The sequence below is a fragment of the endosymbiont of Riftia pachyptila (vent Ph05) genome (genome assembly GCF_000224455.1).
Classification (GTDB): domain Bacteria; phylum Pseudomonadota; class Gammaproteobacteria; order Chromatiales; family Chromatiaceae; genus Endoriftia; species Endoriftia persephonae.
On record NZ_AFOC01000062.1, the window covers coordinates 1 to 22,523 of the forward strand.

At 56.8% G+C, this 22,523-nt stretch carries 18 protein-coding genes and 1 pseudogene; 8 read left to right on the plus strand and 11 right to left on the minus strand.

Annotated features, from left to right (window positions below):
- From gspD to RIFP1SYM_RS10545, 4 genes are all read left to right on the plus strand, one after another.
- The coding region (gene gspD, locus RIFP1SYM_RS10530) for a type II secretion system secretin GspD (protein ID WP_039960302.1) at nt 1-1,675 on the plus strand (1,675 nt) is incomplete at its 5' end.
- Between the two features lie 17 nt (nt 1,676-1,692).
- On the plus strand, nt 1,693-3,246 hold the full coding sequence (gene gspE, locus RIFP1SYM_RS10535) for a type II secretion system ATPase GspE (protein WP_005964045.1): 1,554 nt from the start codon (nt 1,693-1,695) through the stop codon (nt 3,244-3,246).
- Nucleotides 3,247-3,248: 2 nt separating this feature from the next.
- Nucleotides 3,249-4,466 carry a type II secretion system inner membrane protein GspF gene (gene gspF / locus RIFP1SYM_RS10540; RefSeq protein WP_005964049.1) on the plus strand — a complete coding sequence of 406 codons (1,218 nt, stop codon included), beginning with the start codon at nt 3,249-3,251 and terminating at the stop codon, nt 4,464-4,466.
- A gap of 13 nt (nt 4,467-4,479) precedes the next feature.
- Nucleotides 4,480-4,824, plus strand: coding sequence for a tetratricopeptide repeat protein (locus RIFP1SYM_RS10545; RefSeq protein ID WP_005964050.1), 345 nt, complete (start codon nt 4,480-4,482; stop codon nt 4,822-4,824).
- Between the two features lie 53 nt (nt 4,825-4,877).
- Here RIFP1SYM_RS10545 and RIFP1SYM_RS10550 read toward each other — a convergent pair whose 3' ends face one another.
- From RIFP1SYM_RS10550 to dinB, 9 genes and pseudogenes are all read right to left on the minus strand, one after another.
- Nucleotides 4,878-5,816 (minus strand): sulfotransferase, encoded by a 939-nt coding sequence (locus RIFP1SYM_RS10550; RefSeq protein WP_005964054.1) that lies wholly within the window; start codon nt 5,814-5,816, stop codon nt 4,878-4,880.
- Between the two features lie 139 nt (nt 5,817-5,955).
- Nucleotides 5,956-6,669 (minus strand): WecB/TagA/CpsF family glycosyltransferase, encoded by a 714-nt coding sequence (locus tag RIFP1SYM_RS10555; RefSeq protein WP_006475250.1) that lies wholly within the window; start codon nt 6,667-6,669, stop codon nt 5,956-5,958.
- 93 nt (nt 6,670-6,762) lie between these two features.
- Nucleotides 6,763-8,178, minus strand: coding sequence for a sugar transferase (locus tag RIFP1SYM_RS10560; RefSeq protein WP_005964060.1), 1,416 nt, complete (start codon nt 8,176-8,178; stop codon nt 6,763-6,765).
- Nucleotides 8,179-8,445: 267 nt separating this feature from the next.
- The gene (gene hemN / locus RIFP1SYM_RS10565) at nt 8,446-9,852 is read right to left on the minus strand and encodes an oxygen-independent coproporphyrinogen III oxidase (RefSeq protein WP_005964063.1); all 1,407 of its coding nucleotides are present in this window, start codon (nt 9,850-9,852) and stop codon (nt 8,446-8,448) included.
- A gap of 8 nt (nt 9,853-9,860) precedes the next feature.
- Nucleotides 9,861-10,178: a hypothetical protein gene (locus RIFP1SYM_RS10570; protein ID WP_006475252.1), complete on the minus strand. Its 318-nt coding sequence runs from the start codon at nt 10,176-10,178 to the stop codon at nt 9,861-9,863.
- A 68-nt stretch (nt 10,179-10,246) separates the two neighbouring features.
- Nucleotides 10,247-11,143: a 50S ribosomal protein L3 N(5)-glutamine methyltransferase gene (gene prmB, locus RIFP1SYM_RS10575; protein WP_005964069.1), complete on the minus strand. Its 897-nt coding sequence runs from the start codon at nt 11,141-11,143 to the stop codon at nt 10,247-10,249.
- A 143-nt stretch (nt 11,144-11,286) separates the two neighbouring features.
- Nucleotides 11,287-11,760 carry an Rrf2 family transcriptional regulator gene (locus RIFP1SYM_RS10580; protein ID WP_039960304.1) on the minus strand — a complete coding sequence of 158 codons (474 nt, stop codon included), beginning with the start codon at nt 11,758-11,760 and terminating at the stop codon, nt 11,287-11,289.
- Between the two features lie 151 nt (nt 11,761-11,911).
- Nucleotides 11,912-13,077: pseudogene (locus tag RIFP1SYM_RS19020) on the minus strand (GNAT family N-acetyltransferase).
- Between the two features lie 81 nt (nt 13,078-13,158).
- Nucleotides 13,159-14,268 carry a DNA polymerase IV gene (dinB, locus tag RIFP1SYM_RS10590; protein ID WP_240992084.1) on the minus strand — a complete coding sequence of 370 codons (1,110 nt, stop codon included), beginning with the start codon at nt 14,266-14,268 and terminating at the stop codon, nt 13,159-13,161.
- Nucleotides 14,269-14,531: 263 nt separating this feature from the next.
- Here dinB and RIFP1SYM_RS10595 point away from each other — a divergent pair, with 263 nt between their 5' ends.
- Both RIFP1SYM_RS10595 and RIFP1SYM_RS17500 read left to right on the plus strand, forming a co-directional pair.
- Nucleotides 14,532-15,128 carry a hypothetical protein gene (locus tag RIFP1SYM_RS10595; RefSeq protein ID WP_005964082.1) on the plus strand — a complete coding sequence of 199 codons (597 nt, stop codon included), beginning with the start codon at nt 14,532-14,534 and terminating at the stop codon, nt 15,126-15,128.
- A gap of 27 nt (nt 15,129-15,155) precedes the next feature.
- Nucleotides 15,156-15,464 carry a hypothetical protein gene (locus RIFP1SYM_RS17500; protein ID WP_005964084.1) on the plus strand — a complete coding sequence of 103 codons (309 nt, stop codon included), beginning with the start codon at nt 15,156-15,158 and terminating at the stop codon, nt 15,462-15,464.
- 54 nt (nt 15,465-15,518) lie between these two features.
- Here RIFP1SYM_RS17500 and RIFP1SYM_RS10605 read toward each other — a convergent pair whose 3' ends face one another.
- Nucleotides 15,519-17,495 carry a putative bifunctional diguanylate cyclase/phosphodiesterase gene (locus RIFP1SYM_RS10605; RefSeq protein ID WP_005964086.1) on the minus strand — a complete coding sequence of 659 codons (1,977 nt, stop codon included), beginning with the start codon at nt 17,493-17,495 and terminating at the stop codon, nt 15,519-15,521.
- A gap of 941 nt (nt 17,496-18,436) precedes the next feature.
- On the opposite strand from RIFP1SYM_RS10605, the gene RIFP1SYM_RS10610 reads away from it, so the two are divergent.
- A complete protein-coding gene (locus RIFP1SYM_RS10610) occupies nt 18,437-19,624 on the plus strand; it encodes a multiheme c-type cytochrome (protein ID WP_476756437.1) in 1,188 nt (395 codons plus the stop codon).
- 121 nt (nt 19,625-19,745) lie between these two features.
- The gene (locus tag RIFP1SYM_RS10615; protein WP_005964090.1) at nt 19,746-21,668 is read left to right on the plus strand and encodes a cytochrome b/b6 domain-containing protein; all 1,923 of its coding nucleotides are present in this window, start codon (nt 19,746-19,748) and stop codon (nt 21,666-21,668) included.
- A 139-nt stretch (nt 21,669-21,807) separates the two neighbouring features.
- Here the strand turns inward: RIFP1SYM_RS10615 and RIFP1SYM_RS10620 are convergent, their stop codons facing one another.
- The gene (locus RIFP1SYM_RS10620) at nt 21,808-22,182 is read right to left on the minus strand and encodes a SpoIIAA family protein (protein ID WP_039960307.1); all 375 of its coding nucleotides are present in this window, start codon (nt 22,180-22,182) and stop codon (nt 21,808-21,810) included.
- Nucleotides 22,183-22,523 lie beyond the last annotated feature (341 nt).

A 22,523-nucleotide genomic window follows, 5' to 3' on the forward strand; every position in this document is an offset into this window, starting at 1 on the left:
TGTTCCTGCTGGCGGCGTCGTCAAGATCGTACCCGACGTCAAGGCCAAACAGGTTGGCATCCCGACCGAGAGTCTTGAGGTTCTCCCCGGTGACCAGATGGTCACCCGCATCATCCAGGTGAAGAATGTCGCAGCCGCGCAGCTGGTGCCGATCCTGCGCCCGTTGATCCCGCAACAGGGGCACCTTGCCGCTTACCCGACCACCAACGTGTTGATCATCTCCGACCGCCGCCAGAACGTTGACCGTCTGCTGAAGATCATCTCGCAGATCGACAAGGTAAGTGACAATTCGGTGGAGGTGATTACCCTGCAACACGCATCGGCCGCCGAGGTGGTACGCATTCTCACCAGCCTGCAGGGCAATCAGGCAAAGGGCGGGGCCACCCCGATCAAGATGGTCGCCGACGAACGCACCAACAGCCTCCTGTTGACTGGTGGGCGCACTGCCCGGCTGCGCGCCAGGGTGGTCATCGAACACCTCGACACCCCGTTCGAGAATGAGGGCAACGCCCAGGTCATCTATCTGCGTTATGCCAACGCCAAAGACATGGTGAGCGTGTTGACCGGCGTTAGCGATTCGATCGACCAGAACCGCAAGGCTGGCACTCCCAAGGCGAAGAAGACATCGGTCAATATCCAGGCCGACGAGTCATCCAACGCGCTAATCATCTCCGCGCCACCCGACATCTTCAGAAGCCTGCAGGGCATCATCAAAAAGCTCGATATCCGCCGCGCCCAGGTGCTGGTGGAAGCGATCATCGCCGAGGTCTCCTTCGACAAGACCAAGGATCTGGGCGTGCAGTGGATCGTCGACGGTTCACCCTCCGGCAACACAGCGCCGGTGGGCATCATTAACCTTGGCACGCCGAAGATCAGTGATATCGCAGGTGCAGCCGCCGCAGGAGTGCTTCCATCCATTCCTTCAGGCACCTTGATTGGGCTGGGGAAGTTCACCCGTTCTGGCGTCGATTTCGCCATGCTGATCCGGGCACTGGAGAGTGACAGCTCATCCAACATCCTCTCCACCCCGAGCATCCTGACCCTGGACAACCAGGAGGCCGAGATTGTGGTCGCCAAGAACGTACCTTTCCTCACCGGCCAATATGCCTCCACCGGCGCCTCCAGCACCTCGGTCAACCCGTTCCAGACCATCCAGCGTCAGGATGTGGGCCTCACCTTACGAGTCACACCACAGATCAACGAGGGCAACGCGATTCAGCTGAGCATCGAACAGGAGGTGTCGAGCATCGACCCCACCACCAGCGCCGGCACCACCGATATCGTCACCAACAAGCGCACCATCAAGACCGTGGTGATGGTGGAAGACAGCCATACCATCGTGCTCGGCGGCCTGATCGACGAGCAGTTGCAGCAGGTCGATGAGCGGGTGCCGCTGCTCGGCGATATCCCCGGGGTCGGTGTGTTATTCCGTGCCAGAAACACCATCAAGGTGAAACGCAACCTGATGGTCTTTCTGCGCCCGATAATCGTACGCGACGCAGCGACCCACGCATCGGTCACCAGCGACAAATACAACTATTTCCGCGCCCAGCAGATGGATCTGCGTCAACGGGGGGTCAATCTGATGCCGGATCAGGAAGCACCTGTATTGCCTGACCGTTTCAACGCGCTGCCCTACCCGTTTGGGGATCAGGATAGCGACAGTGCCCAATAACTGGCGACTCAGCAATAATGAGTGAGACCCACCCCCTGGAAGAGGCAAGCGAATCAGTCGACGCACCCAGTCGGCTGATTCCCACCCCGCCCCAACGACCAGACGAAATCCCCTACATCTTCGCCCGTCGCCAGGGAGTTTTGGTGACTGTCGACGCACTGGTGCAGCAGACCCGGGTACTCCATAAGGCGGGGGTCCCGGTTAGCATATTCAACGAGCTGCGCCGTTATCTTGGACAGCCGTTTGTCATGCAGGAGATCAGTGAGGAGGAGTTCGACAAGAAACTCTCGATGCTCTACGAATCGGGCTCCGGCCAGTCCACCAAGATCATGGAGACCATGGGCGACGACCTGGATCTGGACGATGCCGCCCGTGCCCTCAACCAGCCAGAGGACCTGCTCGACAGCGAGGATGACGCGCCGATCATCCGCCTGATCAACGCGCTATTCACCGAGGCGATCAAGGAGGAGGCGTCGGATATCCATATCGAACCCTACGAGCACCGCCTGGTGGTGCGTTTCCGCGTTGACGGGCTACTGCGCGAAGTGCTGCATCCTCCGCGCAATGTCGCCCCCTATCTGATCTCCCGCATCAAGGTCATGGCACAACTCGATATCGCCGAGAAGCGCGTGCCTCAGGATGGCCGCATCTCCCTCAAGGTCGGCAACCGTCCGGTGGACGTGCGCGTCTCCACCCTGCCCTCCAGCTATGGCGAACGAGTGGTGTTGCGTCTGCTCGACAAACAGGCAGGCAAACTCGATCTCAGCCAGCTAGGCATGCAATCCGCCATGCTGCAGCAGATCGACCCGGATGTAATCAAGCGCCCCCATGGCATCTTCCTGGTCACCGGACCGACCGGTTCCGGTAAAACCACCACCCTGTATGCGGCCCTGACTCGGCTCAACACCCAGACCCGCAACATCGTCACCGTGGAAGACCCGATCGAGTACAATCTCGATGGCATCGGTCAGACCCAGGTCAATACCAAGGTCGACCTGACCTTCGCCCGCGGGCTGCGCGCCATTCTGCGCCAGGACCCCGATGTGGTGATGGTGGGTGAGATCCGCGATCTGGAGACCGCGCAGATTGCAGTGCAGGCGAGTCTCACCGGTCACATGGTGATGTCGAGCCTGCACACCAACACTGCCATCGGCAGCATCGCCCGGCTACGTGACATGGGCGTGGAGCCCTTTCTGCTCTCCTCCAGCCTACTGGCAGTACTTTCACAGCGGCTGGTCCGCACCCTCTGCCAGCACTGCAAGAAACCTGGCACCCCGACGCAGCAGGAGCGGAAGTTGCTCGGTCTGAGCGACGATCAGGAGGCGACCATCTATACTGCCGAAGGCTGCGAGCACTGCCGCAATCAGGGCTATCTGGGGCGCACCGGCATCTACGAGTTAATCTTGGTTGACGAGACCCTGCGCCACCTGATCCACAAGGGGGAAGGCGAACAGGAGATGCTCGAGCACGTACGAAAATCCTGCTCCAGCATCCGTCAGGACGGCATGCGGAGGGTACTCGAAGGTGATACCACTATCGACGAGATCATCCGCGTCACCCAGGAGAGCTGATCTTGGATGCCTTTGAATTCATAGCCCTCGATGGATCCGGAAAAGAGAAACGGGGAATGCTGGAGGGCGATAGCCCACGCCAGATCCGCCAGCAACTACGCGAGAGCGGCCTCACCCCGCTCTCTGTCAGCACCGCCAGCGCCAGTGCCAGTGCCACCCAGAGCCGTCGTTTTACCCTGCAGCGGGGCATCAGCCCGATGGAGCTGGCACTGTTGACGCGGCAGATGGCGACACTGCTGAGAGCGGCCCTGCCGGTTGAACAGGTATTGAAGACGGTCTCCAAACAGTCGGAGAAACGCCATATCTCGCACATTCTGCTCGCGGTCCGGGCCAAGGTACTAGAAGGCAGAAGCCTCGCCGACGGCCTCAGTGAATTCCCGCGCATCTTTCCGGAACTCTATATTCGCACCGTCGCCTCCGGTGAGGAGTCGGGGCATCTCGACCTGGTGCTAGAGCGTCTGGCCGACTACACAGAGATGCGCCAGCAGATGCATCAAAAGACCGTTCTAGCGCTCTTCTACCCAGCCCTGCTCACCATCGTCGCAGTGTTGATCGTCGCCGGTCTGCTCACCTACATCGTGCCTCAAGTCACCCGCATGTTCGACAATATGGCCCAGGAACTGCCGCTGATCACCAAGCTCCTGATCGCCACCAGTGACATCTTCCGCGACCATGGACTCACCATTCTGGTGCTGCTGTTACTGCTTGGACTGGCGGTCAACATAACCCTGAAACGCCCCGCCGCGCGTCTCGCCTGGCACAAGATCATCCTGCACATCCCCCTGCTCGGCAGGCTGACACGCAGCGCCAATGCGGCACGTTTCTCCCGCACCCTGAGCATCATGGCAGCGAGCAGCGTACCGATTCTGGATGCACTGCGAATCGCCTCCCAGGTAGTCACCAACCTGCCGATGCGCGCTGCAGTCGAAGAGGCCTCGCTACGTGTTCGTGAGGGCAGTAGCCTGCACACGGCGCTGGAGAAGACCGGCTATTTCCCTCCGCTGACCCTGAGCCTGCTGGCCAGTGGCGAATCGAGCGGCAATCTGGAAGGCATGCTCGAGCGCTCAGCGAATATTCAGGAGAAGGAGATCGAGTCGCTCATTTCGACGCTTCTCGGCCTGTTCGAGCCGATCCTGATCCTAGTAATGGGCGCCATCGTAACTGTAATCGTCATGGGCATTCTGCTGCCCATCTTTGACCTCAACCAACTTGTCGGCTAACACTTAAATCAAGATGAAAAGCGCAACACACGCAACAAGCCTGTTCACTGCAATCCCACTGAGTCTGCTGCTGCTCGCTGGATGCAGCAGTACAACGCAACAGGAGGAGCAACTCAACAACCCCGACTGGGTGATGGAGAAGGTCGAAGAAGCGTATAAAAAGAAGGAGTATGAACGCGCCTTCCATCTGCTCTTCCCGGTCGCCGTGGCCGGTGACGCCCGCGCCCAATATACCCTTGGCTATCTCTATCATCACGGATTTGGGGTGGAAAAAGACGACCAGCAGGCGATGCAGTGGATCCAGCGGGCGGCCGCCCAAGGCCATGCAAAGGCGATCAAGGCACTGAAGAATCGCTGATGGCCCCGGCATGGAGCAGAGAATGCTGTTCCATACCGGGAAAACAGAAGGGGTTACTGGTATCCCAGGAAGCGGTTCATCTCACCGCCAATACGCCCGAAGATCTCCAGCTCTGCCTCGGTCAGTTTTTCCTTCCATTTCTCATCGAGCCGGATCTCGCCAGTGGAATTCAGACGCATGGCGTTACCCAAAATGTGCTGCTTGGTACCACGAAAATCCTCACTGCCAAGCATCGGATCGACACCGACAAAACGATAGATCTCGCTCAACAGCCTGTCGGGATCACGGCAAAGATCTTCATACTTCATGTTGAAGATCTCATCTTCCCTGAACAGGGCCGCGGTCTGCTGCATCTCCTTTGAGGTAAAAACCCAGGAGTTGACTGCCTCTTCCATGTCAACACCGTAGTGTTTCATGATCGAGTTAGTGGCTCCCCGGCCGTCGCGCACCAAATTGATCACCTTGATATTCCACAGCCCACTCTGATGCATCAGTTTCAGACGGACCGGGTCTTTCGAACCATCAAGAAAGGTGTCTCCCTCCTGAAGATCGATGACCAGATCGATGATCTCACGATTCTGCATCAGGATCTCATCCCGCTCCTTACGACAACCACCCATCAAGCCAAATCCGATGTCCCTGGCGGTTTCAAACAGACCGCCACGCACTGCCGCGCGCATCAGTTTGTTGCAGAGCCCAGAATCGGATTCGAAACTGGTGCCAAACTGCTCCAGAGAGAAAGAACGCCCACGCTCAGCCATGCCTCTCTGCACGTCTCCCCAGAAACCACACGCCTTAATCAGCTTACCGCAGGAGCAATTGTAGACATCCAGATCGCCCATCGAGGTCGCCTTCAGCTCTCCGATGGTTGCGATCTTTGGGTGGGTAGCCAACAGGAATGTCAACAGGGTCGAGCCCGCATAGCTCGGTGACATGATGTAGATCAGATTGCGCTTGCCGGTGGCAGCCCCACCGTTCGATCCAGAATTCACGTATCTCTCTCCTCACATTAAATCGGTTTCTTAGAGGCCCGTTTTGCAATCCACCGCCTCTCTTCCCTGCACGCCTCTTTGGTCGCTTGCAAGATCTTTGATTCCATCCTCAAGCAGAAATTATCTGCTGCACTCACACCTACCGCTTTTTGGGAAACAACCGCTCTTTAAGCAGCAGCCACAGAAACTCGATATTAGTGAAGAGGTAGCGCTTCCAAAGCCGGCCAGGCTCCTGTTTGACGCGATAGAGCCACTCAAGTCCATACTTTTGCCACATCTCCGGCGCCCGCTCCACCTTGCCGGAATAGACATCGAACGACCCGCCCACACCATGGCAGACAGACACATTCATGAAGTCCATCCACTTAGCTAGAAACTTCTCCTTCTTAGGCGAAGTCATGGCCACCAACAGGATATCGGCCTTGGAGTCACGAACATCCTCAGCGATGGCCTGCTCTTCGTCCTCGCCGTAGTAGCCGTGATGGCGGCCTGCCAGGATCAATCCCGGGTAGTCGCGGGCGATGTTCTCTTCCACCTGCTTCGAAACCTCTTCCGTGGCACCGAGGCAATAGACCCGGTAGCCAAGATCCTTGCCACGCTCAAACATGCCAAACATCAGATCGATACCGGTCACCCGCTCAGGCAGGGGATGACCGAGCACCTTGGCTGCCAGCACAATCGCCGCACCATCGGCGAAGATCACATCGGACGAAAGCACCGCTTCTTTCAGCTCGGGATTTTTTCCCATATTGACCACTTTGGCCGCGTTCACCACACCGATCTGAAGCGGCTGATGTGTCTCTATCGCCTGATGCACCCGATCGAGCGCTTGCGACATATTGACCGTAGCCACCGGAATTCCAAAAAGATCAACCGTAGCTTCTGCATTCATTAGAGTTTATATAGGTTGTTAAGAATTAATTGGGAGCGTCCGAACGGTCGCCCATTACATTGAACCACTACCCTTCAGGACCACGGGCACAGTCAACAACAGAATCTTCAGATCGAGCCACAAGGACCACTCATCGATATACTGCAGGTCGAGCACCAGCCACTGTTCAAAGGTCAGCCTGCTGCGGCCCTTGATCGCCCAGAGACAGGTCAGGCCCGGCTTGACACTGAAACGCTTGCGTTGAATACCCCGCTCGAAGAGTCCCACATCGCGCTGTGACATTGGACGCGGCCCCACCAGACTCATATGTCCGCGCAGTACATTCAGCAGTTGCGGAAGCTCATCGAGACTCGTCTTGCGGATAAAATGCCCGACCCGGGTGATGCGGGGATCTTTCTCGATCTTAAAGATCGGGCCCTCAGCCTCGTTCAGGTGTTCAATCTCTTTCAGTTTAGCCTCGGCATCCACCACCATCGAACGGAATTTATACATAGGAAACAGGCGCTTGCGCAGCCCTACCCGCTCCTGCTTGAAAAACACCGGACCGCCATCATCAAGCTTGATGGCGAGGGCCACCAAGCCCATCACCGGCGCCACAACCGGCATCGCCGCCAGCACCAGCAGCAGGTCCATGAAACGCTTCGCCAGCAGCATGCCCTCATTCTGCGCCACCGGATCGAAGGTGAGCAGTGGGATGCCATCGAGCTCGACCAGACGCGTGCGTGCCACTTCAAGGTCGAAGACATCGGCCATGAAGCGGAAGCGCACACCCTGTTCCTCACAGGCGTTGACGATCTCTTCCATATGGCTGAGGCGGCTGCGCGGCACCGCCAGGATCACCTCATCGATCACCTGGCCGTTCAACACATCACCGACCTGAGCCACAGTGCCAAGCACCTTGCTGCCCATGATCTCCTTACCAACGTGGTCGGGATCGGTGTCGAGATAACCGATGATGTCGATACCCCACTCCGTATGGCGGTCGAGCATCTCGGTCAAGCGCTGGGCACGGCCTCCGATGCCGATGATCAGCACCTTGAGACAGTTTTCTCCCCGCTGCACCGAATGGCGGAAATACCACCAGATCAACCCGGCCCGAACCGCCACCAGCATCACCAGATTCATCACGGCAAAGGTCAGGATCACCTGACGACTGACGAACGTCATCTTCAGCAGGAACAGCATGCCTAACAGCACTGCCAGGCTAATTGCCATCGCCTTTATGACCTTCCATGCATAGGAAGGGATGGAGATCACCCGCAGACCGCGATAGGCTCCAAAGACCGAGAGGGAATAGAGAAGAGGCACCCAGATAAGCGGCAGCAGGGCAAAGTGACGCATATCGTCTACTGTGTCGCCTGCAGTGATGAGGGGATAAAGCCGGACCGAAACAACAAAAATGAACAGCGTCAGCAGGATGTCCAGAAGAAACAACAACCGACTGATTTCACGAGATTTCTCGTCGAACATACGGCCTCTTTTTAATGGTTATTAGTTCCGTTTACCGATGTGCTGCTTGAGTTGAGATACTTACGGACCGCAACAGGAATCTAGCGCATTAGCAGCGCGCCAATGATCCCACGCAGATGCGTAAGTCTGCAAACAAGAATAGACAAAAAATGTGAACAGGGGCCGTTTACTGGGTGATATTTTATTCTCTCGGCAAGTTTGTTCCCGTACAACTCCAACTCTGCTCCCTCCCTGGAACGCACAATCCCTCCGGTCATTTCAGCGGGATCAGATAACCTTGGAAAAGCTGCCCATCGACTCTTTCGAGCTTAGGTAGGCATCAAACCGCATGCATATATTGCGGATCAGCAACCGTCCCTTTGGCAACACATGGATACCATCTGCCGCGATCTCTAGCAATCCATCGTTCGCCATGCCCTGCAGATTCGTCATTTCGGCCGCAAAGTAGTCGCTGAAACGGATCCTCCAGCGGGACTCCACTGACGCAAAATCGAGCGTAAAGTGGCAGATCAGGCGGGTGATCACATCGCGCCGCAACTGATCATCCGTGCTCAGCTCCACGCCTCGAAATACCGCCAGACGCCCTTGATCAATGCGATCGTAGTACTCATCCAGCGTGCGCATGTTCTGCGCATAGCTTGGCCCCACCATGCCGATCGAGGTCGCACCAATCGCCACCAAGTCACAATCCGCATGGGTTGAGTAGCCCTGAAAATTGCGGTAGAGAGTGCCATCCTGCTGAGCGATCACCAGTTCATCATCGGGCTTGGCAAAGTGATCCATGCCGACATAGACATAACCGGCCGCGGTCAGCTTCTCGATGCTCATCTGCATGATGTCGAGTTTCGCCTGCGGCAGCGGCAGATCCACCTCGTTGATGCGGCGCTGCGGCTTGAAGCGTTCCGGCAGATGCGCATAGTTGAAGACCGAGAGTCGATCAGGATCGACCTCCAGGATCTCATCCAGGGTCTTCTCAAAACTCTCCGGACTCTGGAAAGGCAGACCGTAAATCAGGTCAATACTGACCGAGCGAAAGCCCTCATCCCGGGCCGCCTGTAGCACGTCCAGGGTCACCTGCTTGGACTGAATCCGGTTGACCGCCTTCTGCACCTTGGGGTCAAAATCCTGCACACCGAGGCTCATCCGGTTGAAGCCCAGTTCACGCAGCAGCTTGATGGTATCGCCCTGCGCCTCCCTGGGATCGATCTCGATGGAATATTCGCCGCTGTCATCATCCAGCAGGGTGAAATTGCGCCGGGTTTCGTCCATCAGCTCACGCATTTCAGCGTGGCTGATGAAGGTCGGCGTGCCACCGCCCCAATGGAGCTGCTCGACTGGTCGGGAGCGATCGAACAGCTGTCCCTGCATCTCCAGTTCGCGATAGACACGCTGCAGATACTGGGCTGGCAGGCTGCGGTCTTTGGTCGCCACCTTGTTGCAGGCGCAGTAGAAACAGACAGTGTCGCAAAACGGAATGTGGAAATAGAGTGAGAGCGGCTGGCCACTGGCGTTGGATGCCTGTGCAAGCGCCCGGTACTGCGCCTCACCGAACCCCTCATGAAACTGCACAGCGGTGGGGTAGGAGGTATAACGCGGTCCAGCCTGGTCGTATTTGGCGATCAAATCCAGGTCGAAGATGATTGATTGATCCATCGGCATAGTCTCAGTATGCATGGCACCCCTCAGGGGGCATCCACGTCGATACCTTTTCTGTGAGTTTCGTTGATCTGCCTAAGCAGGGTATTGAAGGGGATATCATCCGCATGTTTATTGGCAATCTCGATGAATGGAAGATCCTCCCGTCCAAAGCGGTACTCTCCGTCGACCATCAGCTGGTAGAGTCCCTTCACTCCCTCTTCAAGCGGATCAAGAAAGGCGGGATAGCGACCCAACTCCTCCATCTGGTACTCGTAGCAGGCACGCAGGTCTTCCACCTCGAACATCGCCTGCTTGATCCACTCGACGAACTCTTCTGCGCTGCGCGCACGTTGCAGTGCCATTGAAGCCCCCAACTCTTAAAAATAATGGATGACCGGCGCATGCCGGGTTCTGTTATCCGGCTGCACGCCTAGGTGAAGCAGCTTTGATATTGCGCCAGCTCTTCGGCGGTAAAGATAAAAACCCCATCACCGCCTCGCTCAAAATCGATCCATGTAAACGGAACATCGACAAAACGCGCCATCAGCGTCTCTGCGCTGCTGCCCACCTCGACTATGATGATACCCCATGGCTGCAGGTGACTGGAGGCCTCACGCAATATTTTAGCCACAATCTCCAGCCCCTCCTCCCCTGTCTCCAGGCCAAGANGTGGCTCATGCCGGTACTCCGGCGGCAGCCCAACCATCTCCTCGCTGCTGACATAGGGTGGATTGCTGACGATCACGTCGTAGCGCTGCCCCTTGAGGCCGCTAAACAGATCGGAGCGAATAGTCCGAACTCGCCCTTCCAGCTCATATTCATGCAGGTTTCTCTCGGCGACGGCCAGCGCCGCTTCTGAGATGTCGGCCAGGTCGACTTGGGCATCCGGCAGATAAACGGCACTGGCAATGCCGATGCAGCCACTGCCGCAGCAGAGATCGAGCAGTCGCTCCAGCTGCCCCTCTCCGATCCAAGGCGCAAACCTCTGCTCAATCAACTCAGCAACCGGGGAACGGGGCACCAGCACATTCGGGTCCACATGGAAACGCAGCCCGGCGAACCAGGCCTCTCCCGTCAGATAGGCGGCCGGGATTCGCTCCTCGATGCGCCGCTGCAGCAACGCAGTGACACGCTGCCGCTCTTCGGCGGTCAGCTGTGTCTGCAACCAGATTTCCGACAACTCCCCCGGCAGATGCAGGGCATGTAGAACTAGGGCGGCCGACTCATCGATCGCATTGTCGGTGCCATGGCCGAAAAACAATCCGGCCTGGTTGAAACAACTGGCACCCCAGCGGATAAAGTCAGCGATCGTACGAAGAGATTCCATGAGCGGCGGCTATCTGAATAGGCTGGCGGATGATAGCGGATTTTGGCCGGAATCCCCAATCCCCATTCCGTATGCTGAAAAAGCGAGGCAGGACTCCATGCAGAGTCCCGCCTCACCAACCTTCAGAAAGATGCCGACTGGTCTCAGGCGGCTTGGGAGTCAGTCCCATCCACCAGGCTGAATTTCCGTCCGCCTTCGCCCTTCTGATCCTTCTCGGTGCCACGCCGAATCAGATCACCAAGACTGATCTTGGTCAGAAAATCAAAAATCTCGCTACTCAACTCATCCCACAGGGTATGGGTCAGGCAACGGCTGCCACTGCTGCAGTTTTGCCGGCCACCGCAGCGGGTAAATTCGACCCACTCATCCACCGCACAGATGATGTTGGCGATCGAGATCTCGTCTGCCTCCCGGCCGAGATAGTAGCCGCCCCCCGGACCACGTACACCGCGGACCAACTGTTTAGCACGCAACGCGGCAAACAGCTGTTCAAGATAGGAGAGAGAGATACCCTGATTCTCAGAGATCTCCGCCAATGTTACCGGACCATTCGAGCCGTGCAGGGCCAGATCCAGCATCGCAGTTACCGCATAACGGCCTTTAGTAGACAACCTCATTTCACTCACCTCTAATCCACAAAGGATAATTCCTGAGTAATTTGCTTGGTAAAGACGATAGCAGTAACCAAGGGAAATAGTCAACTTTTATTTGATCCAGATCAATTTCATCTGGCCTATTAAGAGCCGATCAATATTCTATCGACCCTGCTTAGGCTGAAATCGTTCCCTGAAAGGAAGCGTTATTACCGGTAGGGAGAGCTCTGTCCAGACTGCGCTTGTAATCCAGCACCGTGATCCGCTCACGCTGCAGGAAATCCTCGATGGCCGCGCGGAACACCGGATCGACGATCCAGTGCCTCGAGTAGGTAAGGGTCGGCAGAAAGCCGCGCCAGATCTTATGTTCACCCTGCGCTCCAGGCTCGAATCGCTGCAGCCCCTCTTGAATGCAATAGTCGATGCCCTGGTAGTAACAGGCCTCAAAGTGCAGGCTGTCGTAATCCCGAATGCTGCCCCAGTGCCGACCGTAGAGGGTTGAATCACTGCGAAACATCAGGGCCGCAGCGATGCATTCCCCCATCTCATAGGCTTGCACCAGCACCACCTGCCGTCCCAGGCTGCGCCCCACCTCTGCAAAAAAGCCGGCATTGAGGGTGGGCAGACTGTAGCGGTCTTCGAAGGTCTTGGCGTAGAAACCGGCAAAGCGCTGCCAGGCCGACTCAGAGACCTGATCGCCGTGTAGCAACTCAAGCTCCAGGCCAGCCTGTTGCACCAGCCGCCGCTCGCGACGGATGTTCTTGCGTCGTTTTGAGGTGAGGCTGGCAAGAAAATCTTCAAACTCAGCATAGCCACGATTGTGCCAGTGGAACTGCACCCCCAGGCGCTCCATCCACCCAGTCCATCGAGCGCCTTCCGGTCCGCATCCTGCAGAAACAGCAAATGGACGGATGATCTGCCGCCCCGCTCTGCCAGCTCCACGAGCTTATCTGCCAGTCTCCTGCGCACCATATCCGCATCGCACTCAGCGGAGATCAGCAGGCGCTGACCGCCAGTCGGTGTATAGGGGATGGCGCCCAGAAGTTTCGGAAAATAGCGCCGGCCACTGCGCTGGTAGGCATCGGCCCAAGCGTGATCAAAGACAAACTCACCATAGGAGTTCTGCTTCAGATAGAGCGGAGCAGCGCCGATCAGGCATCCCCCATCCCAAAGCGCCAGATGCGCGGGTTGCCAACCAAACTCGGGGCCGACACAGCCATGGTGCTCCAGCGCCGCCAGAAACTCATGCCGCAGAAAGGGGTTGTTGTCCTCTACCAGCGTATTCCAGGCATCCACCGGGATCTGGTCGATCGAGGCATGGCTGTCGATCTGCAGGCTCATTTCCCTTTCCCATAAAATCCGCGGGTGAGCAACGTGCTATCAAATTTTGCCGCCACCTCGTCCAGGGTCTTAAAAACCTGCTTACGTCCGCTGGCGGACCATCTGACGCTCCGGCGTCGCCTCGAACAGATCCTCGCTCTGCGGACCATGCTCGAAGTCACTCAGGCCGACACCGATCAGGCGCACCGGCCTGCCTACCAGTTGACTCTCCTGATAGAGCTGCCAGGCGGTAGCAAAGATCAGGTCATCGGTGTCCACCGGACTCACCAGACGCCGCTGCCGAGTGTGGGTTTCAAAACCTGCTAGGCGCAGCTTCAGAGTTACTACCTGCCCCGACAACCCCTTATAGCGAGCCAACCGCCCTACCTCTGCCGATAGCCGCTGGAGTCGTGATCGCAGCAGCGACTGCTGACGCACATCCTCAGCAAAGGTTGTCTCCTTCGAAATCGACTTTCTGGCAGACCGGACTCCGACCCGGTGCGACGCCATCCCTCGAGCTTGGGCATAAAGGCTTCTACCTGCCTTTTCACCCAAATGCTGGATCAACATCTGTAACGGATAGCCGCGCAGCTGGCGCACCTTGGCAATGCCCAGCCTGTCAAGGATACGCCCGGTGCGCCTACCGACCCCGCGCAACTCCGAGACCGGCAGTGGATCGAGGAAGGCCTCCACCTGACCCGGCCCCACCACGGTCAAACCATCGGGCTTACCGGACTCGGATGCGAGTTTGGCGATCAGCCGGTTTGGGCCGACACCGACCGAACAGCTGAGCGAGACAGCCTCCAGAATCCTCGCCTTGGCCTGGCGAGCAATCTCCTGGGGCGGGCCGATCAGGCGCTCCTGACCGGAGACATCCAGATAGGCCTCATCGATGGAGACCGGCTCAACAAGCGGTGATATCTCACCCAGCATCTGCATGATCTGGCGCGAGACTGCCGCATAACGGCGCATATCGGGCCGCAGATAGACAGCCCCTGGGCAGCGCCGCCAAGCCTCGGAGATCGGCATCGCGGAATGGACGCCAAAACGCCGTGCCTCATAGGAACAGGTCGCCACCACGCCGCGCCCGCCGGGACGCGCACCGACCACTACCGGACGATTGCGATAGTCGGGATTATCCCGCTGCTCGACGGCGGCAAAGAAGGCATCCATGTCTACATGCATGATCCAAATCTGATTGGTGTGACTCATGGCACCAGCCCTAGATCCTCTATCTGACCACTTCGCCAATCGGGCAGAAAACGATGGGGCGCTTATCCCCAAGGCGACCCGCAACACGCCTGACCGCCAGAAATAAATGCTGTCGGCTAGCTTTACAGCATGAGAGCACCCCATCAATCAAAATAATAATTCCTATTATTTCAGTAAGCCCTTAATTCCAGGAGACAGGACGGGAATAAAAATATAGAGCCCACCCCAAACTGACTGCGCCAGACGAAGCCGATTCGGTTTTTGTGTCGATCAAATTTACAACCCATCCCTCAACTAAATCTCTAACCTCACCGCATCACCTGTGCTCTACCGGTTTCCGATTTTGTGCACGCTTCTTGCTCAATGATTTGAGTAGAGGGCAGAGCTGGAAAGAATTAGAAATCTGCATCCTGATCGATACAACAAAAACTCTGACAATCATGAAACAGATAATCAAAACGGGCCTGATCTTGGTGCTACTGAGTAGTTCCTGGCAGGTGATCGCCGACAACAACACACCGCAAGGCATCGCACGAGCACAGCAGCCGAGTCTGTCGTCGTTGCACAGGGAGAAGAGCGACCCAGCGGCGGCAACAGCAACATACTCGCAGCAGCAGTCGGATAATCGCATGCCTGACGATCCCGACACTAGGCCACAGATTGCAATAGTTGGAGAGGGGCGAGAGATGGTGATCATCACTCAGGAGGGGGCAACGTCCCATTCAGCCCTCTTCGTCTATGCTCCGCGTCCTCCCGAACCTGCGCCGGTCGCCTTTTTTGCAGTCCTGCTGACCATTCTCGGCATCAGCTGGCGACACAGGAGTAAAACCGGAAAAAAATCCAAACTGCTTTCGATCTGAAATAGTGCGGAATCCGGCATATGAGAGGTGCTTGAATTAGAGCCAGGTGCATGGAATCGACTCAGTAAAGAGGCAGAGAAGGAGAACTGCGTCGCAGTTGCAAAGCGAACAAGGAAGCAGAATCTAGATACATTCCAAGTTTACGAGGGGTATCCAATGGAAGAGCATTCACAGGAATTCATCGAAGATTCAACCCTGGACCCGATGATCTATGGACCACTGCCAACCAACGAGCAGAAACAGGCAATCATCGCGGAACCAAGAAAAAGGCGCACCAGAGTGGAGCCGGTGGAGGGCGAACTGGATGCCATTCTGCGCAACAAAGGTCTTCTGTAACTTGGAATCACCCAGGCTCATCCGGAGCTAACTGGAAACACACCTCACAGGACGCTAGCCGCCCCCTCTATCAACAGAGGTATTCGACTCCTCCGTCAGCCGCTGCTTGAATGCTTCGAATGGCATGGGACGTCCAAACNAATAACCCTGATAGTTGTCACAGCCATACGCCTTGAGAACCTCAAGGGTCTGCTCTGTCTCCACCCCCTCTGCAATTACCTTCAGTCCCAAATGGCGCGACATCACAATGATGGTCTCGACGATCGAGGCATCGCTGGGATCGGTGGTGAGATCCCGCACAAACGACTGATCGATCTTGATCGCATCCAGCGGCAGATTCTTCAGATAGGCCATAGATGAGTAGCCGGTGCCAAAGTCGTCAATCGAAAAGCGCACTCCCAATTCCCGCAACTGGCGCATCTTCTCGGCCGTATCCTGATAGTCGGTCACCAACACACTCTCTGTGACTTCCAGCTCAAGCCGCCCAGGATCGACTCCAAACCGTTTCAACGTCGCCACCACATGACCGGCAAAGTCTCTCTGGCGAAACTGTTTCGGGCTGACATTGATCGCAATACTCACCAGATCACACCCCGCTTCCATGCTGCTCAGCTCAGCCAGATTTCGACAGGCCTCCTCCAGCACCCAGCCACCGATCAAATAGATCAGCCCAGTCTCCTCCGCTACCGGAATAAACTCCGCCGGTGAGACCATACTGCCATCCTCCCGCTGCCAGCGCAGCAGCGCCTCCGCACCGAAGACCCGCCCATCCCGATGCACCTGAGGCTGATAGTAAAGCAACAGGCCACTGCTACTAATTGCCTTGCGCAGGTCATGCTCCAACGCAAGCCGCTCATTCACCGCCACCTGCATACTCGGCAGAAAGAACTGCACCAGATTACGGCCACGTTCCTTGGCACGATACATCGCCGTATCCGCATGCTTGAGCAGATCATCCACGTTTTTTGCATCCGCCGGATAGATCGCAACACCGATGCTGGTTGAGACATGCAATTCATGTCCAGCAATCTCGAAGGGGTTGGCAAGTGCCATCCGCACCTGATCAGCCACCTGCATCACCCGACTTGAGATACGCGCCTCATCCCCCTCCAGATCTGTCAGCAACACCACAAACTCATCCCCACCAAGACGCGCAGCGGTATCCTCCTCCCTGAGATGGTGTCGCAAGCGGGATGCGACCTTGATCAGCAGTTCATCCCCGACCGAGTGACCGAGTGAATCATTGATATGCTTGAAATTATCCAGATCAAGAAACAGCACAGCACCATTGACCCCATGCCGTATCGCCCGCGCCACATCCTGGTACAGACGATCCTGCAGCATGCGGCGATTCGGCAGTTCCGTCAGCTCATCATAAAAAGCCTGGCGGATGATCGTCTCCTCCGCCTGCTGACGCTGATAGTGCAGATTCAGCCCCTCGACAACCGTCTGATGGATGCGCCTGGCTGAGATCATCAGCAACAGAAGAAAAAGGGCAACTAGCGCCCCCATCTGCATCGAATCCTCTGTGCCGGCCTGGAACAGACGAAACACAAACGGGATCAGGACGATCGAAATGAAAAGCAACGCTGCCTCGCTGAACGAGGCGAGCACAGTGATCCCACCCGCGGTCATGCCGGCAATAACAAAGGCAAGCAGGGCCTGATGATAGAGATCCCCCGGCGTAAACAGCAAATAACCCGCTGCCCCCCAGACAAGACTTGCCAACGCCACGCCGATCATGGCGTGCCAATACCAGCGCCGTGCATGCAGCACCCTGTCGGTCTCATGTCGGTAGCCGTAAAGCGTATAGCCCCGGTAGAGCAGCAGCATAAGCAGCCCGGCATACCAGCCCAGCAGCAGATCCTGCGCCACGGCACCCTGGAGAAACAACAGCAACATGGTGCCATTCACCACGTGGGCCGTCAGCGTAAGCTTCACCGCATCGTAGAAGAGCTCCAGTTGATGCACAAAAACCGTGTGTCGCTGCTTCAGCTCGGCTTGATTTCTGGAGTCCGCCGAAATAATCATTTCATTCCTACTTAAAAAATCGGCAAGTATAGATCATAAGTCATATCTGGCAATGCGATCATTGCACTAAGGCGCTCGACAGCATCACGCCGCACCCCTGTCTGTTAGTCCACTTTTTGCCTCCTTTTGCGGATGACAGCTCAAGGGAGAATCGGCTAGCTCGGTCGTTGCCTGCTATTCCAATAATCGGGCTATCCGGCTCATGCAGAGGCGATGCTTTCCCTCCTCACCAGTTGATTTCATTAGCTGCTGGCCACCCTGATGCCCAATGTCGCGGGCAGCAGAAAGAGCGGCATTTGTTCTCCAGCGAATGCTGCCCTGCTATGGGGCATGCGCCACCAGACGGCACCATGATCAGGCATCCTGTGGCTGATGCGTTTCCTAAGTGAATCGAATACCCCGAAAAAAACCTTTAAAACCAGCCGGTTGTTATGCAGTCACTCGACATCAAGTGAATGGCATATTTTTTGCTATATGCTCTGCGGAGCTAACCCCATCCAGTTTTTTTCAGGATCTTTTTTCGCCCTGTGGAGGCATCAAAACAATGAACAGAAACCCGATCCGGGCGCTCAGACAGATAGTGGCAGTTACACCCCTGTTGCTATTTGTCTGGGCACCTACACTATTTGCTGTGAACGGACCCTATGGCGGTCAGCCCCAATATGGCTGGCAACAGCCCTACTACCCNGCAGGCGCAGGCGCAGGCCCGTCAGTCTCAACCACATCAACAGAAGGCGACCGGCACGGCCCCCAGGGAAGAGGCCCCGCTGAAAATTTCCAAAGGCTTCAAGCACCTCAGCAAAGAGAGCGCCACCTGCGCCTCCTGCCACAAGGAGAAGACCGCTGGCATCTACGACCAGTGGGGTCACTCCAAGCACTACGGCGCCAATGTGGGCTGCTATGAGTGCCACAAGGCCGATAAGGGCGACAAGGATGCCATCATGCACAAGGATTTTGTGATCTCGGTGATCGTCTCACCGAAGGACTGCGGCCAGTGCCACGAACAGGAGGTGGAGGAGTTCAGCAAGAGTCACCACGCCTCCGCCGGCAATATCCTTGGCTCCCTGGACAACCGCCTGGCAGAGGTGGTCGAGGGCGGTCCGCTGCTGAATGGCAGTTCACCGGTCACCACCATCGGCTGTGCCGGCTGTCACGGCTCCATCGTGCGAGTGAATCCCGACGGCAGCCTCAACGCCGCCAGTTGGCCCAACACCGGCATCGGCCGGATCAATCCGGACGGCTCCAAGGGCTCCTGCTCCGCCTGCCACCTGCGCCATAATTTCGATTCCGAGCAGGCCCGCCACCCCGACAACTGCGGTCGCTGCCACCTTGGTCCCGACCATCCGCAGAAGGAGATCTATGAGGAGTCGGCCCACGGCGTCGCCTTCCGCGCCCACGAGGATGAGATGAACATGGATTCCGCCAAGTGGGTGGTCGGCGAGGACTACACCGCCGCCCCCACCTGCGCCACCTGCCACATGTCCGCCACCCCGGACCTGCCGATCAGCCACGACATCGGAGAGCGTATCTCCTGGAACCTGCGCGCCCCCATCTCCACCAAGATCGACGCCAAGGCGATCAAAGAGGGCAAGCAGGTCAAACCCTGGCTGCAGCGCCGCAAGGATATGAAGAACGTCTGCCTCAACTGCCACGGCAGCAGCACCGTGGAGAACCACTTCGAGCAGCTGGACAGTTTTGTCGAACTCTACAATGAGAAATTCGCCAAGCCCGGCAAGGCACTGGTGACTGCAATGCTGAAGCATGGCCTGCTCGACAAGACCAAGTTCAACGAAGAGGTGGAGTGGACCTGGTTCTACCTGTGGCACCACGAGGGCCGCCGCGCCCGTCACGGCGCCGCCATGTTCGCCCCCGACTATGCCCACTGGGAAGGCATGTTCGAGATGGCCCACCGCTTCTACATCGAGATGGTTCCCCAGATCAAGGATCGCATCCGCGAGGCTCGCACCGAAGGCAATACCAAGGGGGCCGATGAGGTGGAAAAGCTGCTCAATGTCACCCTGGAGTCGGAGCTGCACCGCTGGTATCTCGGCAAGCAGCCGCCCAAGTTCTGGCGTCCTAGCGATGATGACAACCACGGCTTCATGCTCAACAAGAGCACGAAGAAGTAAGCGTCATTAAGCACTTCCTTCTCGTCTGCACACCCATCGGGAGGCGGACGAGAGGGTTTATTGGAGGGTCGCTAGCGGCCCTGCAACAAGCCCCATCATCACTTCTTGATCGAGATCTTCCATGCGTAGTTCCAGCCTTATCCCGCTGCTGCTGTTCCTGTGCAGTTTTGCCCTGCATGCAAAGCCGTTCCCTGACACCGAGTGCCAAGAGTGCCATGCGCAGAAAGGCTACAGCGTACCCCAGGACGACCATGGTGCGGCGGGCAAGCGCCTGCTGCATGTGGACCCCGACGCACTGGGCGAGAGTGTGCATGGTCATCTCGCCTGTACCGATTGCCACGCGGATGTGGAAAAGCTGCCACATCGCAAGGATGGCCTGCAGACGGTGGATTGTGTCAGCTGCCACCAGACCATCAAAGGCGACTGGGTTCCCAGCAAGCGGGCTGCCTGGCTCGCTCCCGAACCACCCCGCGTGGTTACCCATACCCGCGAATACACCCTCTCGGCCCACGCCGACACAAGCATTGCCAACAATGCCACCTGCGCCACCTGCCATACCGCGCACTACGTCTTTCCCTCCGACGACAGTCGCGCCAGCACCTATCGACTCAACTCGCCAGAGATGTGCGGCGCCTGTCATGAAAAGCAGTTGAAAGAGTACCGTCAATCGATGCATGGGGCAGCGCTGAAGACCCCCTGGAAAGGCGACTCCGCCACCTGCGCTGACTGCCACTCCTCCCACCAGGTATCGGACATGGAAAAGACCCCGGCCCACCGGGTGGTAACCGAAAACTGCGGCGAATGCCACGCGGCGGAGCTGGACGGCTACATGACCAGCCCTCACGGTCAGCTGGCCTGGCACGGCAATCAGGATGCGCCTAAGTGCGTCGACTGCCATGAGGGCCATACGATCACCCACGTCAGCGAGACAAGATCACCGGTCAACCCCGCTAATCGCGTGAAGACCTGTCAGAAGTGCCACGAAAAGGCCAATGAACAGTTCGCCAAGTACGACCCCCACGCCACCACCCGCAACTTCGAGAAATACCCAGCCATGTGGCTCATCGGCAAAGGCATGGGGGCACTGATCATCATCGTCATCCTCTTCTTCTACCTGCACTCGGTGCTCTGGTTCTGGCGTGAGAAGAAAGAACGCCCGGTGATCTATCGCCGGGATGGCTCCTTCAGTTATCCGGTACGGGTGAAGCACAAAAAGCCGAACAGTGGCGTCCACTTCCGCCGCTTCAGCTGGTACTGGCGGGTCAACCACTGGATGCTCGCCCTGTCGCTAATGTCGCTGGTCTTCAGCGGCATGGTAGTGATGTACCCCAACACCAGCTGGGCGATGATGGTAGTGCCACTCTTCGGCGGCCCCGAGCTGCTCAACGATCTGCACCACTGGGCCGGGGTGATCTTCCTGCTGACCATCTTTGGCCATGCCGCGGTGGTCTTGATGCGGCTGCTCAAGGACAAGGAGTTTGACTGGTTCGGCCCCGACTCATTGCTGCCCCGCTGGAGGGACTGGGAGGATATGAAGGGGCAGTTCCGCTGGTATTTTGGCAAGGGCAAGCAGCCTCGTTTCGACCGCTGGACCTACTGGGAGAAGTTCGACTACTGGGCGGTCTACTGGGGCGCCTTGGTGATCGGTGTCTCCGGCATCCTGCTCTGGTTCGCCGAATCAATCGGCCAGGTACTACCGGGCTGGATCTTTAACGTCGCCACCCTGGCCCACGGTCTGGAGGCGTTCCTGGCGGTGATGACCCTGTTCGTGGTGCACTTCTTTAACAACCACTTCCGCCCCGCCAAATTCCCGCTCGACACGGTGATGTTCACCGGCTCCTGGGATCTGGAAGAGTTGAAGGAAGAGCGCCCCGAAGAGTACGAACGGCTAAAGGCATCAGGCGAACTAGAGAAACACCTGGTGGCGCCGCCCTCCAAAACCTGGAACCGGGTCTCCCACCTGTTCGGCTTCACCCTGCTCGGCATCGGCCTGATACTGCTGATGCTGGTGGTCAATGGCTTTCTTACCCGAGGTTTGTTTTGAAGGGGTCGCCCAGCCCCATCGCTTTTCCGCCATTTTTTGCGCAGTTTGACTCCGCCCCTGGCACAAAAGCGGAGTTTCAATCCGCGCTCCCGCAGGGGGGCGCGACCTACGCTTGCGGCTGATGCGCTTGTATGGTGATTTACTCATCATTATCACCTGATATCCATTTCACTGATTTTTCTAATTCACCGAAGGTAAAACTCTTGATTTCCGCACTGACAAAGTGACTAGAAATATGCTCGGCAAGTACACCTATTGGCGAGTCCGTTACAAAGGCCACATGAGATATCTTTTTATGATGCTCCTTTATAAATCTCATATGCGTTATCAATGCTGAAAATGAGTCCCAACCGGGGAATGACCTTACATGGATAATGATGCCATTTAATTTTCCTGATTTTTCTAGATATGGATCAATTATGCTGGCGGCATACTTGAAGTCTGCTTCAGACAATTCACCATCAGGTTCGAAAATTGCAATACTTTCGATTTCGTCTAGTTTTACGTTTAACATTAATATTCTCCCCTGCTCTTACAGTTCACCTAGCAACATAGTTCAGCCGGCTACCAGAGTGGTGATTTTTTGTGCTTGAATAGCACAAAAAATCACCGCAAAGGTGGATCGGCTGTACCACATTGTTATGCCTAGCTAGACCATAGCTGAAACATTAATCCTCTAAGATTATTCCACTCAATTAGATTTTTTGTTTTGGGTTAGTGTCTATCACTGTATCTCCACTACAGAAGCTCATACAACCTGAACAGCTAGCCTTACCAAAAACATAACAAGCATGTCCGCTTTGGCTCTTACAGCAAAACTTCTTTTTAAGGTCAGTCTTTTTTTTTCTTTTTCTT